This is a genomic window from Raoultibacter timonensis (genome assembly GCF_022845715.1).
Taxonomy (GTDB): domain Bacteria; phylum Actinomycetota; class Coriobacteriia; order Coriobacteriales; family Eggerthellaceae; genus Raoultibacter; species Raoultibacter timonensis.
On the sequence record NZ_AP025564.1, the window covers coordinates 449,980 to 467,358 of the forward strand.

Consider the following 17,379-nt stretch of genomic DNA (forward strand, 5'->3'; position numbering starts at 1 on the left):
ATCGGCGAAGATCGCTGCCGCCATGCTGTGGCCGCTTTCTGCGATTTCGCAAAAATAAACCTGTAAGGTTTACGTCCGAATCGATCTGCGGTGCATTTTGACCGACGGGGATAATAGCCAAAACACCCCATTCGCCACATCCTTTGTTTCAGAGCCGACGCCGGCCGCTAGGCATAGGCGAAGACGGTAGCGAGAACGAGTGGGAGGAGAGAGCGATGGAAGAAATGAAGGCGAAACCTGCTGTGCCGCTTCCGACTCTCGGCGAAACCAATGATCTTGGTAAGCCGTGGAGATGGGAAGAAGACGGCTGCACCGTAACGCGCAGTGCTCCATGGTCGCCTCCGGGGTGCCACCCCGTAGGCTGCGGTGTCAAGCTGTACGTTGACGAGAACGGCAAACTCGTGAAGGTTGAGGGGGACGAAAACCAACAGATCACGCAAGGGCGCCTTTGCGTGCGGTGCTTGACGCTGAGGGATTTCGTCTACAATCCGAGCCGTATCATTCATCCCATGAAGCGCGACCCGAAGTACCGCGGTCAAGCCGACAAGTGGGAACAGTGCACTTGGGAAGAGGCGCTCGATATCATCGAGGAGAACTACCGTCGCATTACGGCGGAATACGGATGCGAGAGCGTCGTGTTCTTCGTGGGCACTGGTCGCGAGGGCGGCACGCTTGGACCGTACGGAACCTACATGCTCAGATCCCCCAACATGTGCTATACCCAATCGGGTTACGCGTGCTATGTGCCGCGCATGGCTGCAGCAGCTTACAACCTGGGAAGCCCCTACCCCGAGATCGATTACGCGGGAGGTCTGCCAGGGCGCTACGACGATCCGGCTTTTGTAAATCCCGAATGTATCATGATCTGGGGTAAAGCTCCGCTTGCATCGAACCCTGACGGGTTCTTCGGCCACGCGGTCGTTGACATGATGCGCCGTGGTGCGCGTCTTATCGTGGTCGATCCCCGCATCACGTGGCTCTCTTCGCGCGCCGATTACCATCTGGCACTTCGGGCGGGTACCGATACGGCGCTTGCCATGGCAATGCTCGACACCATCATTCGGGAAGATCTCTACGATCATGATTTTGTGGAGTACTGGTGCTACGGATTCGAGCAGCTTGCCGAACGCGTTGCCACCATGCCCGTTGAAAAGGCGGGGGAGATCTGCGGCATCGATCCCGAATACATCAAGGATGCGGCACGCATGTACGCCAATGCCAAACCGGCTTCTCTGCAATGGGGCCTTGCGTTTGATCAAAAGGCCAACGGTATGCAGCTATCGCACAGCGCCATCTGCCTCATGGCCATTACCGGCAACATCGATGTACCGGGCGGACAGATCCTCGGGAACGCGAGTTCCGGGCAAAACGAGACGGGATTTGGGTTCGAGGAGGCGCTTGGCAAGGATCTCATCAGCAAGATGATCGGTCTTAAAGAGTATCCCGCCTATGCAAACACGATTCTCGATGCCCATGCGGACCTCACGTTGCAAGCCATGGAAACGGGCGAACCGTATCCCATCAAGATGGGTTTCTTTGCGGGCAACAATCTCATGTCGTGCACTTCGGCCGAGCCGAAGCGCTGGCATGACGCTATGTGCAAAACGCTTGATTTCTGTTTTACGCTCGAATGCTTTATGACGCCATCGGCCCAGGCGGTCTGCGATGTGTTTTTGCCTCTCGCAACGGCCGCCGAAGAAGACGGCGTCGATTTTGCGCATTACGGAGCTACGCCGGTGGGCACGGGCTTCATGAACAAGGCGCTTTCGGTTGGGGAATGTAAGACCGACATGGAGACATGCATGATCGTGGGCAAGCGTCTTAACCCTCAGCTTTGGGAGAACTACCACGACGTGTACGATTTCATCGACGATCTGCGCCTGCACAACAACCATCGGTTCAAGGACGTGTGCAAGGAAGTGTACGTCCAGAAAGACGTCGAGTACTACAAGTACGAAACCGGCCATCTGCGCAAAGACGGTCAACCCGGCTTCAATACGCCAACCGGTCGCGTTGAGTTGTGGTCGACTATGTTCGCTCAGTTCGGGGATGATCCTCTCCCGTATTACGAAGAACCCCAATACAGCCCCCTGAACACACCGGAGCTGCTCGATGAGTATCCCTATGTGCTGACGACGGGCGCTCGCGCTTACGCGTTCTTCCACTCGGAAAATCGTCAGATACCGTTCTGCCGTGAGCTCAATCCCGATCCGCTGGTTGAAATCAACCCCAAGACGGCGGCGAAGCTCGGCATAGCGGACGGTCAATGGTGCGAGGTGTGGAACCAGTTCGGCTCGGCGAAACTCAAGGCGAACGTCACTATCGCCGTAGACGAACAAACCATTCACGCCCAGCATGGATGGTGGTTCCCCGAAGACGACCCAAACGAACCCAACCTGTACGGCACGTTCCGCTCGAACATCAACAACCTCGTTCCGAACTTCCATTTCGGCAAACTCGGTTTCGGTGCCCCGTTCAAGTGCCTTCTATGCAACATCAAGCCTTTGGCGGAAAACTACGATACCGATATGCAGCTGGTTTGGGAGAAGTTCAAAAGGGAGGACCAGTAATGGAGAACACATACGGACTTCTTATCGATTACGGGTACTGTACGGGTTGCCAGTCCTGCGAGGTCGCCTGCAAGGAAGAGCATGGGTATCCGGTTGGGAAATGGGGGATCCGCGTTCATGACGATGGCCCTTGGGAGATCGAAGAGCATATGGTCAACTGGAACAAGCTTCCGTTCCCCACCGACCTGTGCGACCTGTGCGCTGCGCGCACGGCTATCGGACGCGAACCGACCTGCGTGCACCATTGCTTGGCAAACGTCATCTACTACGGCACCGTTGCCGAGCTCGCGCCGAAATTGGCAGAAAAGCCGAAGCAGGTGCTTTTTGTTCCCGAGTACAAACCCCTCGAGGCGAAAGGGCCGTTCGAGCCAAAGAACAAGCTTGCCGGAAGGGTTCATCATGCTGCCGCTATTGCGGTGACGGAGAACGAGAACTTCACCACGAGCAGCCAGCGTAGCGATAGCCGAACCGATGTCGGTATCGAGTGAGGCATACGGTCAGCGTTCGTTCTCGGCACCTGCCGTCTGTGGGCGGCGGGCGTGAGGGGGATACCATGAGACACAGGGAATACAACGGACATACGGCTCTTGTCTACTATCGGGGAGGAGTGCTGGGCGAAGGAGAAATCGAGGATCATTCGCCTGGAGCGCAGGGAGAGCCCGAGCGCATTTTGCTGGGCAGCGGGGAGGTTCCGCGCGGTGTGAGCGAAGTTCTCTACGATATGGAAATCGGGGAGGAGCGCACGGTGGTCATTCCTTTCGAGAAAGCATATGGGCGGCATGATCCTGCAGGGGTTCAGCGATATCCGCGCACGTTCATCCCCGGCGGAGGCGAGCTGGAGATCGGAACCGTTTTCTCATGGCGGCATCCCGTATCGGGCAAAAACGTGCCCGTTGTATGCACGGAGGCGACAAAAGACGTTGTGACCATCGACTTCAACCACCTGCTTGCAGGCAAAGACCTCGAGTACTGGTTCAAGTTGGTCGATGTTGTTGACGATGCCGGCGTTTCTGTTGTCGAGAAAGGGCAATAGACCCATGTGCTATCCATGCACCCAGTGCGGTGCATGCAAAAAATACGAGAGCGACTTGTTCGTACTGTCTCGGGAACCCGTTACAACGTGCCTTGCTTGCGGCAACGTATTCGAGGCCAAACTGGGGCAATGCCCTTCGTGCGGAGAAGAGCTTGCTCGTCCGGGCAAACGAAAAGGTGCCCGTCCAGGGTTGCCCGACAGAATAAAGCGGTAAAGCGTTGCGGCCAAGGTGTCGCAATCGGAAAACAACCATCGTTCAAGGAGGTATTGCCATGTGTTTTAGGCCAGCAGCGGTTGAGATCAAAAAAACCTGCACCGAATGCGGAACGGAAAACGAGTCTTCGGCAACGGTGTGCGTACAGTGTGGGGCAGAACTGCCCGCCAGCGCATTCGGTGCGCCGGGGTCGCCGGGGTCGCTGGGATCTCCAGGTGCTCCCGGAATGCCCGGCGCACCGGGTGCACCCGGTGCGCCCAAAGCTCCCGGCGCACCCGGAGCCCCCAAAGCTTCAGGCGAATAGCAAAACGCCATTACGTGATAAGCCCCGTCCGGCGCAAGCCGAGGCGGGGCTTTGCCGTGCGTCCGATGCGATGGCATTTTATGCGGGAAGCTGTCGCCGCGGTTAGTGCAATGAGGATTTCTGACCGGCCGGAATCGTTTCTGGGGCGGGGTCTTCTGCGTTTTCGACAAGATTGATGAGTTCTTGCTGAGAGTGAATGTCGAGCTTGCGGTAGATGTTGTGGATGTGGGCTTTCGCCGTACTGTTCGAAATAAAGAACTTATCGGCAACGTACTGGGCGTTGCGTCCGCGTACCAACATGCGAAACACCTCCTGCTGGCGAGCGGTCAGTTCGTAGTGCTCGATGACGCGATCGATTTTGCGTTGCCACAGCGCGGGGCGACTCTCGTTCTTCAGGAGGCTAGAGCTCGCTTCTGCCAGGTCGGCGAGCGACTCTCCGCTCGGGTAGCTGTCCTGGAACACGTAGCTGCTGCACCAGATAATGAGCAAGAGCGATCCGAAGCAGATTGCGGCAAGCGGAATCGGCTGTTCTTGGGCGAACGCCCATTCGAATCCAAGATACCCGATAAAGGCGCCTGAGAAATAGTACGCAAGGCTGATGCCGAACACCCAGTAAGGCGATATCTGATTGAAGCGCGCTACTTCCCCCATGGCCGAAAAGCAAACGATGGTATCGAAGGAGAACGCGAGAAACAGGTATGCGCCCAGCAGTTGCTGCACCCATTCGGGGACGAAGGGCAAGGGGGCGATGGCGACGAACGCCGCTGTGGAGAAGATCCTCAACAGCGAATGCTCGGATATCCTCTTCCATTTGAACAGGTCGATAATGCTGATCAACCCGGCAAGGGCGATGGGCAGGGCGAAATGAAGGGGTGCAGCTACGGTGGGATGATAGGGCTTTGCGATGAGACAGAAGGCAATCCCCCAGATAAACCCGGTTACCGCTGTGGTGAACAAAACGGTGACCGAAAAGCGATGGCTTTTACGCGATGCGGCGAGATCGGCAAACGAAAAGGTGCCCTTGTTCACCTTGAGAACGCAAAGATGCAACGCGGTCAGCAGGGGCAGTATGATCGAGATGGCGAACATGGCCGTGTCGTTCAGCGTTGCGGCGATGGCGATTGCGGCGGATCCGACAAGAAACGCTGCCGATAGCTGGCAGATGCGCTCCTGGTGATCGTAAAACGCCAGATTCTTCCCAAGGATCAAGAAGAACGTTACGCAACCCAGAAGCGAGAGGAAACCGCCGAAGGCAAACAAGATGGAAGCAGAAGGTATTTCGAGCAGCATCGCTCCAATCGCGCACAGGACGCAGGCGATAACAGAGAGTCTCGCCGGTCCAATTCTGTCGAGCCTGTCCGCCAGATGAGCGCAGAGTACAAAAATGATGACGAACAGTATGCCGACAGCGGTAGCGTAGGGAAGGTAGAGGCCGGTCATTTCTTCGGTATGCCTGAAAAAAAGCAAAGCGAAGTAGGCAAGGAAACATGAGGTTCCGAAAGAGCGCTCAAAGCTTCTCTGGATGCTCTGCGCGATCATATGACCCCCTTTCATAATGATTCGCTGCTCCTGTTTATTCTACCTGCCTCATGAGGAAAATCGCTGAGGATTCTTTTGGCGAGCTACCCTGTTTTGCTGGGGTTTCTTTGAAATAAACCTCTAGGGTCTATGAAAAAACGCCCCGATTTTCGCGAAGAGACCTTATCGGATAATGCCGTTTTCGGCTCTGGGCGCTATCTTTCGTGCCATGAGAGGCGGGAGGTTTTCGAGACTGCCATTATCGGGCAGCGTCAACGGGGGCGGTCGAGGCAATCGGTGCTTTCGGCTGGAACTCCGCCTCCGGTTTCGGCAGATCGAGAGAAAGCGAGGAGCTATGGCGAATTATCAGGAATTCCTTGATGGCATCGACCGCGCAGCTTACCACGAGGGCGAGCTTACATGGGAAGAGGACGGGTTTACCGTTACGCGCACCTACCAATACTCACCTCCGGGCTGCCATGACAGCTGCGGTGTTCTGTTCTATGCGAAGGACGGGAAGCTCGATCACGTCGAAGGCGATCCCCTGAGTCCTTTCACGAACGGCAAGCTATGCATGCGCTGCCTCGACCTGCCTGAGATTGTGAACCACCCCGATCGCGTACTCTATCCCATGAAGCGCGCGGGCGAGCGCGGCGAGAACAAATGGGAGCGCATCACGTGGGACGAAGCCTACGATATGATCGAAACCAAGGTGAAAAGCATCCGCGAAGAGTACGGGTCGGAATCTATCGTTTGCGTGCACGGTACCGGCCGAAACGTGAACTGGCTGGTTCCTCTTTTCGGGCAGGCTGCTCTTCAGACGCCGAATATTTCTACGCTGTTCTTCACGGGCTTTGCCTGCTATATGCCACGCGTGTGCGGCGCGATGGCCCCGCTCGGGGACTTCCCGATCGCCGATGCCGCCGTGGGTCACGAAGACCGCTATGTCGATCCGTCGTTCAAGGCGCCCGAGGTCATCGTTGTTTGGGGAAATGAACCGCTTGCCTCCAACGCCGACGGCTACATCGGGCACTGGCTTGTGCAATGCGTCCAGATGGGGTCGCGCATCATCTCGATCGACCCGCGCCTTACCTGGTGGGGTGCCCGCGCAGCGTACCATTTGCAGCTCAGGCCTGGCACCGATGCGGCGCTCGCGTGCGCATGGCTCAACGTCATCATTTCCGAGGGCCTTTACGATCACGAGTTCGTCGATTGCTGGACGAGCGGACTCGACGAACTGTGGGAGGGCATCAAGGATATGACGCCCGAATGGGCAGCACCTATCACGGGGCTTTCCGCCGAGGACATCACGGCATCGGCGCGCCTGTACGCTTCGGGCAACAACTCCGCCATCCAGTGGGGGCTCGCATTCGATCAGCAGATGAGCGCCATGGCTTTAAATCTGGCGGTATGCGACCTCATGGCAATATGCGGCAACATCGATCGACCTGGAGGCAACATTCTCGTACGCAACTCCTTCGAGATCAACGCCGGCTATGCATCGGGTGAAGATTTCACGCCGCAATCTGCGAAGGACCGTAAGCTCACCATCGCCCGCGGCACGGGCATCACGGGCGGCGAATTCATTGCTCATGCTTGCACCGACGGTATTCTTCACTGCATCGAAGCTGGTGAATTGCCCGACGGCGAACCGTACCCCATCAAGATGATCTGGTTCCAGAGCTCGAACTCGCTTGCGTGTGCGGGCATGGATGCCCCCCGCGATTACGAAGCTCTGAAGACGGTCGACTTCATCGTGAACGCCGATCCCATCCTCACGCCGCTCTCGGTGGCGGTCGCCGACCTCCTGCTGCCCGTGGCGATGAGCTGCGAACGTAATTCCGCGCGCACATGGTGGACGCCGGTGCGCACCATATACCGCGCCGTCGAACCTGCAGGCGAGGCGAAAACCGACGAGCAGATCGTCGTCGATCTGATGCCGCGTTTGAACCCCGAAGCCGCCGAGGCGTTCGGATGGACGAAAGACACCGACATCGCGGATTGGTACTTAGCGGGCGGCGACGGCAAAAAACACGGAGCATCATCGAATGTGAAGGGCAATATTTCCGAGAAGGCTAAAGGCGGCGTTGGCATGTCGTTCCAAGAGCTTTCCGAAAAGGGAGGCTACGCTTACGACGATTGGAATCATACGTACGAGAAATACGCCAAGGGCATGCTTCGCGACGACGGTAACCCAGGTTTCTCCACTCCTTCGGGACGCATCGAGCTCGCCCCCTACACGTACCGCGTCTGGGGTCTTACGCCGACGCCGTTTCATACCGAGCCGCCCGAGGGCCCGGTTACGACTCCCGAGCTCATGGAGGAGTATCCGCTCATCCTTTCGTGCGGCGGCCGTTCGTTCGAGTTCTTCCATTCCGAGCATCGCCAGATGCCCACCATGCGCGAGTTCCACCCGTTGCCGCTTGTTATGGTGAATCCCGTCGACGCAGAAAAATACCGTGTCGAAGACGGGCAGTGGGCGTGGATCGAGAACGGCCATGGCCGCTTCAAACAGGTCGTCAAGGTGACTCCTCGCGTTGCGCCCGGGGTTATTCATGCTGAGCACGGCTGGTGGTTCCCCGAACAGGAGGCCGCAGAGCCGAGTCTGTTCGGAACGTTCGACTCCAATCCCAACAATTGCACGCGCGCCTTTGAGACTGGCGAGGGGGGCATCGGTACGAACATCAAGTCAATGATCTGCCGCATCTATCCCTACAGTGCGGGCGACGAGCTGCCGGGTGAAAAGGTTACGCGCAAAGGCGGTTGGGGCGATTACACCGTTGGTGCCATGTGCGGAAGCAAAGTCGATTAGCAACAACGTGCGGACGGGTGCACCGTTCGCTTGACGAGCCGTTTCAAACGGCTGACGAGGAGGATCAATGAACGGCATTCTGATCAACTACGAGTACTGCACGGGCTGCCACTCCTGCGAGGTCGCCTGCAAGAAGCGCCTGGGCCTTCCCGAGGGGGAGTTCGGCATCAGGCTCACCGAGACGGGTCCCTGGGAGTACGCGGGGAAGTCCGGCGAGGACAGGTGGGAGTGGTCGTGGGTCCCCGTGCTCACCAAGGCCTGCGACCTGTGCGCCGACCGCACGGATGCGGGCAAGATGCCCATGTGCGTGCAGCACTGCCAGGCGTGGTGCATGTACCACGGCGAGGTGGGCGAGCTCGCAAGGAAGATGGACGGCGAGACGCGCTGGGCGCTGCTCACGCCGCGGCTGGCCTAAGCAGCCACAGACGGGACTGCCGAAAAGGGGTATGTTCGGCAGTCCCGGTGGGCATACCCGAGTATTTCGAGGCGTGCGGGGAAAGGGGGAAAGCGTACGCATGCACATTCGGATCACTGAGGTAAGGAGGTTGAAATGAAACAGAAGGTATATCCTTGGCTTATCGTTGTTGCGTGGGCGTTCATTTCGGCGGGGTCGATCGAGCTCATCCTCATCGGCGGGTCGAATTTCTTCAAGGCTGTCTCGGACGGCATCGGCTCACCCGTAAGCGCCATTGCGCTTATGATGACCGTGTGCACTATCACGCTGACGTTTGCCGCCCCGCTTGCAGGAAGGTTGTTTCCAAAAATCGATTCACGTATTTTGCTTACGGCGATGGCGGTTATCGTCATTGTGGGGTATGCGCAGTTGAGCTTTGGCCAAGCGTCGTGGCAATGGTGGCTTGCGGGATTTCTCTATGGTGTTGGCGGCAGCGGCATCTTCATCATTGGCGCACCGATCTTTATTTCTAACTGGTTCCAGAAGCGCACCGGTTTCGCAGTAGGCTTGTACGGCATGCTGCTCGCGATCCTGTCGGCCATTTTGAATCCAGTCATCGCCGCCGTCATCTCTGGAGTTGGTTGGCGGACGGCGTACTTGGTGCTTGCCGTGGTTGCTGCTGTCATGATCATCCCGTGGACGCTGTTCGTCGTGCGATTCAAACCCGAGCAGCTTGGCCTCAAGCCCTATGGGTACGTCGAAGGCGAATCCGTTGCCGCCGAGAATCAAGATGAGACGGGTCCTGGCGTTCCGTACAAGAAGGCCCTGATCTCCGTTGCGTTCGTTGCTGCCGTAATTGCTGCTGGCGCCATGTGCAATATGGGCGGTTTCAAGAGCAACTGGTCGAACATCGCGCAGTCGGAAGCATGGGGCTACGTTGCCCTTCACGGTGCCGACTGGGCTTTGATGTTCGGCGCTACCATGATTTCATTCACGACGGCGGCAAAGTTCTTTATGCCGGTCATCGGATGGGTCATCGACAAAATTGGAGCCATCAAGACGAACATTTTGACGTTGGCGTTGATTTTCGTTGGCTTTATGGGACTGCTGTTCTTCCATGACGTCGAGGCTATCGTGTTGGCGTCGTGCTTCCTGATCGGCTTTGAAAGCGCGAATATGAAGATGGTTATTCCTTTGGTAATACGTGAACTCTTCGGCGCAAAAGACCATTCGAAGATATACTCGACGGCTTACGGCATCGCGAACTTCCTCGGCGCGTTCGCTACGTCGTTGATCGCCTTCGTCGGCGAGACAACCGGTTCGTTCGACTCCATTATGGTACTTGGTGCCGGTTTGGCTGCCGTGTCCATTCTGGCGATCGTTGTCGCGAAGGCGACGGCCAAGAAACTCGTATGGGAAGACTAGACCAACTCTCGGCGGCATTCTGGTACCGAGGCTTGCTCGGGCAGTAGAGGGTCCCGGGAAGAACAGCTTGCATTAGGCGGGTACGGACAGGCATCGTGCCCGCCAAACCGAAATCTCGATTGGACGGATGAGAAACGCCTAGGAGGAAGGGCGAGTTCATGATCGTGCTATCAAATGTGCTTACCAAGCAAAACATCGGGATTGCCGCTGCGGCGCTTTTCCTGACAACATCGCTTTTCGTGCCTGGTTCCGAAGCTCTTCCCCGCGAAGGTGTCCTTATGCTGGGCGTGTTCGGGATGGCGGCGATATTGTGGATATGCGAGTCGCTGCCCGTCGGGATAACCGGTCTGCTTGCTTTGACTTTGGCTACGATGCTCGGCATCGCACCGCTCAGTGAAGCGTTTTCAGGGTTTGCCACGCCAACGATGTTCTATCTGCTTGCGGCGTTTTCTTTGTCGGCCGTTTTAGGCAAAACGAGCTACGGAATGCGGCTCGTCGTATTTTTGATGAAGAAGACGAAAGGTGATTCAAAGCTGATTGTTCTGGCATTCATGTCAGCTGCTGCGTTGCTGTCGAGCGTTATGTCCGACACGGCGGCGGTTCTCATGTTCATCGGCTTCGCTAAAGGCGTGCTCGACGCGCTCGGTTGCAAGCCGAAGGAGAGCAACTTCGGACGATGCCTCTTCATCGGGCTGCTCTATGGGTCGATCGTGGGTGGTTTTGCGACGCTTGCCGGTGGGCCGAACAACATGGCGGTTCTCCAGATATCGGGAATAAGCGTGACGTTCTTCGACTGGATGAAGGTCGGCGTTCCCGTTACGCTTGCTATGCTGCCCGTGTGCTGGTTTTTCCTTGTGAAAGCGTTTCCGCCTGAGCATTTCGAGAGAGAGCAGATCGCGGTTATCATTGGGAAAACCGAGGGTGCCGGAAAGACCACTGCCCACGAGAAGAAAGCGTTGGCATTTGTCGTCATGATGCCGGTGCTGTGGATTGCGGGAAACTGGATTGCCGTTCTCAACGTGACCGTTGTCGCTTTGCTCGGTCTGGTTGCGACGTTTCTTCCTGGCATTAAGCTGCTTACTTGGAAGGAATATCAGGAGTCGGTGCCATGGGTTGTTCTCGTCATGGTGGGATCCATCTTCTCCATGAGCGGTCTTATGGTCAGCACGGGCGTTATCGATTTTATCGGATCGGTCGTTTCGGCTACGGGAATGTTCGCCTTGGCGTTTCCGCTTGCCTTGCTCGTGTACCTGCTGTTTGCGTACGGAGTTTTTACCCTGTGTCCTGTTGGGGGAGTTTGGGAAGCCTTGTTCGTTCCTGTACTGGTCGGGTTTTGCGCCCAATCGGGCATGTCTCCTACGATAGCACCCTTCGCTATCCTGTTCGCATTCGGGGGCAATTTTCTGCTGCCTATCAATCCGCTTAACATGTATGCATTTGCTTACGGGTATTTCAAATTCGGCGACTTGTTTAAGGCGGGTATTGTTCCCGCGCTGTTCCTTATTGTGCTCGACGCGTTCTGGACGCCGTTCATCGTGGGCGTTCTAGGCATATAGCCGGCGCCGATACTGCGCCGAGCGAGGCACATGACCAAGGGGGTTCTTCCGTGTTGAAAACGCATAAGGGCGGCAGCAAGGATCCGTGACCGTGCGCGGTTCGAACGGGAATTCAACAAGACGAAAGGAAGTGGAGCGAATGGCCGATTACCAGGAGTTCTTGGATACCATTGATCGTGCGGCTTACCACGAGGGCGAGTGGCAGTGGGAAGAAGACGGATATACCGTGACGCGCACGTATAACTACTCTGCCCCGGGATGCCATGATTCGTGCGGCATCCTCGCCTACACCAAAGACAACAAACTTGTGAAAGTGGAGGGCGATCCGCTCGACCCCTGCACAAATGGGAAGCTGTGCATGCGATGCCTCAATTTGCCGGAGGCAACCAACTATCCCGATCGTTTGAAGTACCCGATGAAGCGCAAGAGGGAAGACCGCGGCAACGTGGACGCCTTTGAGCGCATTTCGTGGGACGAAGCGCTCGATATCATCGAGGACTGGATCAAGACCAATATCGACGAGGCTGGTCTTGGCAGGGAGTCCATTATGGTGAACCATGGGACAGGACGTAACATCAACTATCAGGTTCCGTTTTTGGGCGGTGCATGTCTGCGCACGTCCAATGTGGGCGCGATCGGGTTTTCCGGCTATTCGTGCTATCTGCCCCGAGTGTGCGGTACTGCGGCTCCTATGGGCGATTTCCCTATTGTCGATGCATCGATGGGCCATCCCGATCGGTACAATAATCCCGAATGGGTGCATCCCGATGTTCTGGTGGTATGGGGGTGCGAACCTCTGCGTTCCAACGCAGACGGCTATATCGGCCACTGGCTTGTGCAGTGCGTGCAGATGGGTACCAAGATAATCTCGATCGACCCGATTCTCACCTGGTGGGGGGCACGCGCTACCCATTGGCTCGACCTTCGTCCTGGCACCGATCTGTGCATAGCGTTGGCCTGGCTGTACGTCATTACCCAAGAGGATCTCATCGACCACGAGTTCGTCGATTGCTGGTGCGCATACTATGACGAACTGAAAACCTATCTTGCCACTCCGAGCGAGAATAACGATGGTTTGGGGTATACGCCCGAGTGGGCATCGAGGGTAACCGGTGTAGACGAAGAAACCATCGTCGCTTCTGCCCGCATGTACGCCAACGCTCCGCGTGGCGCCATCCAATGGGGCTTGCCGTTCGATACCCAGGTCGATTCCATGCATGCATGTTTGGCCGTCTCCGATTTGATGGCCGTATGCGGCAACATCGACCGCCCCGGCACCAATCTGCTGGTGCGCAACGCCTTTGAAATCAATCCTGGTTACGCAACTGCAAGCATGTACGCCGATCCCGAGGCTGCCGCCAAAAAATGCACGTACAAAACGCTACAGCAGCTGCAAGGCAAAGAACCCAAGGCCGAGCCGTTCATCGGCATGGCCGACTGCGACGCCATGTGCTACGCGATGGAAACGCAGCAGCCTTATCCGATGAAGATGCTCTGGGTGCAAGGGTCGAATACGTACACGTGCAATGGGTTGGACACTGCCCGCATATACCGCAACATCATGAATTTCGAGTTCATTGTGGTAGCTGATCCGTACATGACTCCCACTGCGGCGGCGTTCGCCGATATCCTGCTGCCTTTGAAGATGAGCATCGAACGCGATTCGATGCGCGTATGGTGGCAGCCTCTGCGAGCCATGAAGGCGGTCACGACGTTTGGCGAGTGCAAGTCGGATGAAGAGATCATCGTTTGGCTTGGCAACCGTCTGAATCCCGAGCTGTTCAACAAGCGTTGGCCCGACATCGATCACTTCATTCAGGACTACCTGGACACCGGCTTCAACCTTATCAACGAAGACGGGTCGGGCCTGAAGACTGCGGGGCGGAACAAGGCCGGCGCCGATGTGGTGGCCGATGCCCATACCGAGTTTTACCGCAAGCACGGTGGCACAGGTACGTTTATGGATCTGGTTCAGCAAGGCGGCTATGAGTACGACGAGTTCAACGATGAGTACGAAAAGTATGCAAAAGGCATGCTGCGTTCAGATGGAACGCCTGGTTTTGCCACTCCCTCCGGTCGTATCGAACTCATCTCACCCACCTTCCAGGCGTGGGGCATCGATCCGTGGCCGAAGCACTACGAGAGTGTGGCTCAATCCATGTGGACGACCGACGAAGAGTACCGTAAGGAGTATCCGTTCACCATCATCAACGGCAATCGCTCCTACGAGTTCTTCCACTCTGAGAACCGTCAGCAGAAAACCATGAGGGAATTCCATCCGGTTCCGTACGTACAGGTTTCAAAGCAGACTGCCGAAGAGTACGGCTTGGCTGAGGGCGAATGGATATGGATCGAGAACCATGTTGGTCGCTGCAAGCAGTGCGTGAAGATCAACCCAGCGCTCCAGCCTCACTACATCGTGGCCGAACACGGTTGGTGGTTCCCTGAGGGGGATGGCAACGCCCCCAGCTTGTTCGGGTCGTTTGACTGCAACATCAACAACCTCACCTATTCCTTTGAAACCGGTGAAGGCGGGATTGGAGCGCCGTACAAGAGCATCGTCGGCCGCATCTACAAGGTTAAGGATGGCGACACGCTCCCAAGCGTTCAGATTCTGGAGAAAGGCGGTTTCCGCGAGATTCCGCCGTGCGGCGTAAGCTAAGGAGGATCAATGAACGGCATTCTGATCAACTACGAGTACTGCACGGGCTGCCACTCCTGCGAGGTCGCCTGCAAGAAGCGCCTGGGCCTTCCCGAGGGGGAGTTCGGCATCAGGCTCACCGAGACGGGTCCCTGGGAGTACGCGGGGAAGTCCGGCGAGGACAGGTGGGAGTGGTCGTGGGTCCCCGTGCTCACCAAGGCCTGCGACCTGTGCGCCGACCGCACGGATGCGGGCAAGATGCCCATGTGCGTGCAGCACTGCCAGGCGTGGTGCATGTACCACGGCGAGGTGGGCGAGCTCGCAAGGAAGATGGACGGCGAGACGCGCTGGGCGCTGCTCACGCCGCGGCTGGCCCGATAAGTGTTCTGCGATAATGATATGACGAGCGGAATCGCTCGGTAATGGGTGCGAACGGGGGCTGCGCTTCGACGAAGCGCAGCCCATCCCGACCGCTAAGGAGCTCATATGACCGAAACCAAAAAAGCCTCGATTCTGCTTGCGCTGGCGTATGGAGCGAGCGATGCGGTTAACCGCGATGTCGATGCGTTCGAGGTATTTTATGCGAAGAACTTCAAAGACGAAGCGCTCGCTAAGCTGGAAACCAGGGAGCGTTCGCGTTATCGGATTTTCGCCATCGCCTTCATCGTAGGCGCACTGCTTCTTACTCTACCAATGTTCGTCAACCCCTCGTCGATTTTTGCAGTCATTCTTCTGAGCATGGGGTGCCTTCTTTTGGCGGCAGGTCTGTTTTCGATATATCGGATGGCTACGGTGCGACAGCGCTGCATTCGAAATTTCGATAAGCTTATGGGAGATGAGTTTGCGGCGACTCGTTCGGTGACCAAGCGCGTGTTCGAAGTTCGGTTTACCGATTCCGATGTTACGGTGAACTTCGGTGCGCAAACAGCTATAAAACAAACGAGAACCAAGCGCTATGAAGAGATAGCAGGCGTTTACGCGACCGACGAGCTTGTGTTCGTCAAGGGGCTGACGTGGATGGCTCGTTTCCAGATGGAAGATGAAGGCTTCCGGCGGGTATGCGCTCTTCTTGAGGAAAAATGCCTGGATCGATACCACGATTGGACGGGTCGGGCGATATAAGCGTGTCGTGCCTCGAGTTTTGGATCCTTGTCGGACGTGATCGGGTGTTGTCAACGTTCGTCTTCGTTTTCGCGGGATCTTGTCTGCAGGCGGTTACCCTTCGAACAGCTCGCACACGTCTTCCTTGGAGTGCACGCCGAGCTTGGCGTACAGATGCCGTGCGTGGGTCTTCACGGTATTCTGCGACAGGAATAGCTCCTGCTCGATCTCCATACGGCTTTTTCCCTGCGCGATGAGGCCGAGGATTTCCGCCTCCCGTGCGGTGAGCCCGTACTCCCGAGCAAGCTGCTCGCAGCGCGTGATGAGCTGCTCGCGCGGACCGGGAACGTGAACGCTGTCCTCGAGGCTGATGCCCGAGGCTCCCCAGTCGGCGTTAACCGAACGTTCGCTCATCCATATGAGCGTGCAGATGAGCAGCAAAACGATTCCCCCGATGGCGATCGCATAGAGGAACAGGTCGCTGGAAGCCAATTCGGTCCGTTGAATCTCTCGGCGAAGCGATACGCCGATGAACATCGCCGCCTCGCTCGTGGCGCGGGCGATGGCGAACAGGCGCAGACTCGGCACTTCGAAGCGGTAGGCGATGTGGGCGAGCATGAGCAGCACGAAGAAGGTGAACCATACGTAGGCGAGCTTGATCAGAAACGAAACGGCATAGGCCCACACCGGTCCCGCAAAGGGGATGAACGCAAGGGCGACGATGCCGACGGGCAAGCCTATTTTCGCCAGGAAGCGCACGTCGCACCGCTCGCGGCGAACAAACACCATGACGAGGATCACGATGCCTGCGAGCCCCGTCGCCATGACGCGGTGGATCGCTCCGGTGCCTTCGGCGCTCGGCAACAGAGAGCCTGCAAGACCCGACATGAATCCAGCGAGAGCCATGAGTAAAAGGAGCTTCCACGGCAAAGGAAAGCGAATTCCGGTCGGCCGGGATTTTTCACGGGGAACGCTTTTGAGGCTCAGGACAACGCAGCCGAACGACACAGCGGGAAGCAGTGATGTTGCGATGATGGCGTAGGGTTCCTCCATGGTGCCGATGACGAACGAGACGACGGCCGCAGTGATGCAGGACAGCGCGCCGTAGACGATGGTTTGCATACCGCTCATCTGGCAGTAGGTTTCGGCCCAGAGGCAGAACAGTACGGCGCCGCCGATAGCGGTCGCGAACGATATGGCGGAGACGATCGTCTCGGACGCTTGTCCGGGTATGAGCCAGAGCCCGATTGCCGCCGTTCCGATGGTGGTGAGCGCTACGGCGAGCGTGCAGAGAGCAAGCCGTTTGCCGAGCGGCCCGATCCTCGAAGCGATGAGCGCAAGGACGAGAAACGTTGCGATATCGCCGAATCGCATCCCCGTGTCGAAGGTATTGCGGAGTACGGGCTCGTCAACGCTTCCGGGAAAGATGCTGACAACGTGGGTGCAGCACAGCCATGCGATGAGAACGCCCATGCCGAGATAGCGGGCGGGTAGGGGTCGAGCGCCGATGGCTTCGTCTTCGGTGGATTGATCTTCGGGCGCAAGCGCTCGCGCCACATCGCTTGGTTTCACGCGCGCCTCCTTCCGACGGGTGCAATCGGTTTATTGTACCCCACTGTGTGGCATCGCATCGGTACAAGGCTTTTGAACTGGAAGAATGCGGGGTGATCCAAGGGGTGAACCGCAATTCACCCCGAGCGCGCCACGTTCACCCGCGACAAGCCCGCGCGCCTGCGACATGATGGCAACGCACCGAAGGAAGGTGCACGCCGCACGGTTCAAAAGCGATGCGGTTTGATTCAAAGGGAATC

The 17,379-nt window shown here is 57.3% G+C and carries 13 protein-coding genes; 11 read left to right on the forward strand and 2 right to left on the reverse strand.

The genetic code is table 11. The features are described 5' to 3' along the window. The first annotated feature begins 215 nt into the window (after positions 1-215). The 4 genes from MWL89_RS01795 (at position 216) to MWL89_RS16380 (ending at position 4,121) form a co-directional block, all read left to right on the forward strand. Complete coding sequence (locus tag MWL89_RS01795; RefSeq protein ID WP_244411534.1) at positions 216-2,570, forward strand: molybdopterin-dependent oxidoreductase; 2,355 nt, start codon at positions 216-218, stop codon at positions 2,568-2,570. Then, positions 2,570-3,058 carry a 4Fe-4S dicluster domain-containing protein gene (locus MWL89_RS01800; protein ID WP_102379302.1) on the forward strand — a complete coding sequence of 163 codons (489 nt, stop codon included), beginning with the start codon at positions 2,570-2,572 and terminating at the stop codon, positions 3,056-3,058. Before MWL89_RS01795 ends, MWL89_RS01800 begins: the two co-directional genes overlap by 1 nt. Before the next feature lie 65 nt (positions 3,059-3,123). Further along, positions 3,124-3,603 carry an FKBP-type peptidyl-prolyl cis-trans isomerase gene (locus MWL89_RS01805; RefSeq protein ID WP_244411535.1) on the forward strand — a complete coding sequence of 160 codons (480 nt, stop codon included), beginning with the start codon at positions 3,124-3,126 and terminating at the stop codon, positions 3,601-3,603. Positions 3,604-3,875: 272 nt separating this feature from the next. Beyond that, positions 3,876-4,121 carry a zinc-ribbon domain-containing protein gene (locus MWL89_RS16380; RefSeq protein WP_102379301.1) on the forward strand — a complete coding sequence of 82 codons (246 nt, stop codon included), beginning with the start codon at positions 3,876-3,878 and terminating at the stop codon, positions 4,119-4,121. 102 nt (positions 4,122-4,223) lie between these two features. Here the strand turns inward: MWL89_RS16380 and MWL89_RS01810 are convergent, their stop codons facing one another. Continuing rightward, entirely contained in the window at positions 4,224-5,660 is a 1,437-nt protein-coding gene (locus MWL89_RS01810) for a helix-turn-helix domain-containing protein (RefSeq protein ID WP_244411536.1), read from the reverse strand. 334 nt (positions 5,661-5,994) lie between these two features. On the opposite strand from MWL89_RS01810, the gene MWL89_RS01815 reads away from it, so the two are divergent. The 7 genes from MWL89_RS01815 (at position 5,995) to MWL89_RS01845 (ending at position 15,589) form a co-directional block, all read left to right on the forward strand. Continuing rightward, positions 5,995-8,451, forward strand: a complete 2,457-nt coding sequence (locus MWL89_RS01815; RefSeq protein ID WP_102379299.1) for a molybdopterin-dependent oxidoreductase — start codon at positions 5,995-5,997, stop codon at positions 8,449-8,451. A gap of 67 nt (positions 8,452-8,518) precedes the next feature. Beyond that, positions 8,519-8,866 carry a 4Fe-4S dicluster domain-containing protein gene (locus tag MWL89_RS01820; protein WP_102379298.1) on the forward strand — a complete coding sequence of 116 codons (348 nt, stop codon included), beginning with the start codon at positions 8,519-8,521 and terminating at the stop codon, positions 8,864-8,866. Between the two features lie 135 nt (positions 8,867-9,001). Next, positions 9,002-10,270, forward strand: coding sequence for an MFS transporter (locus MWL89_RS01825; RefSeq protein ID WP_102379297.1), 1,269 nt, complete (start codon positions 9,002-9,004; stop codon positions 10,268-10,270). A gap of 158 nt (positions 10,271-10,428) precedes the next feature. Then, the gene (locus tag MWL89_RS01830) at positions 10,429-11,826 is read left to right on the forward strand and encodes an SLC13 family permease (protein ID WP_102379296.1); all 1,398 of its coding nucleotides are present in this window, start codon (positions 10,429-10,431) and stop codon (positions 11,824-11,826) included. Between the two features lie 139 nt (positions 11,827-11,965). Beyond that, positions 11,966-14,488 (forward strand): molybdopterin-dependent oxidoreductase, encoded by a 2,523-nt coding sequence (locus MWL89_RS01835; RefSeq protein WP_244411537.1) that lies wholly within the window; start codon positions 11,966-11,968, stop codon positions 14,486-14,488. A 9-nt stretch (positions 14,489-14,497) separates the two neighbouring features. Then, positions 14,498-14,848, forward strand: a complete 351-nt coding sequence (locus MWL89_RS01840; RefSeq protein WP_102379294.1) for a 4Fe-4S dicluster domain-containing protein — start codon at positions 14,498-14,500, stop codon at positions 14,846-14,848. A gap of 105 nt (positions 14,849-14,953) precedes the next feature. Further along, positions 14,954-15,589, forward strand: a complete 636-nt coding sequence (locus tag MWL89_RS01845) for a hypothetical protein (RefSeq protein WP_244411538.1) — start codon at positions 14,954-14,956, stop codon at positions 15,587-15,589. A gap of 93 nt (positions 15,590-15,682) precedes the next feature. Here MWL89_RS01845 and MWL89_RS01850 read toward each other — a convergent pair whose 3' ends face one another. Then, a complete protein-coding gene (locus tag MWL89_RS01850) occupies positions 15,683-17,140 on the reverse strand; it encodes a helix-turn-helix transcriptional regulator (protein ID WP_244411539.1) in 1,458 nt (485 codons plus the stop codon). Positions 17,141-17,379: the final 239 nt, after the last annotated feature.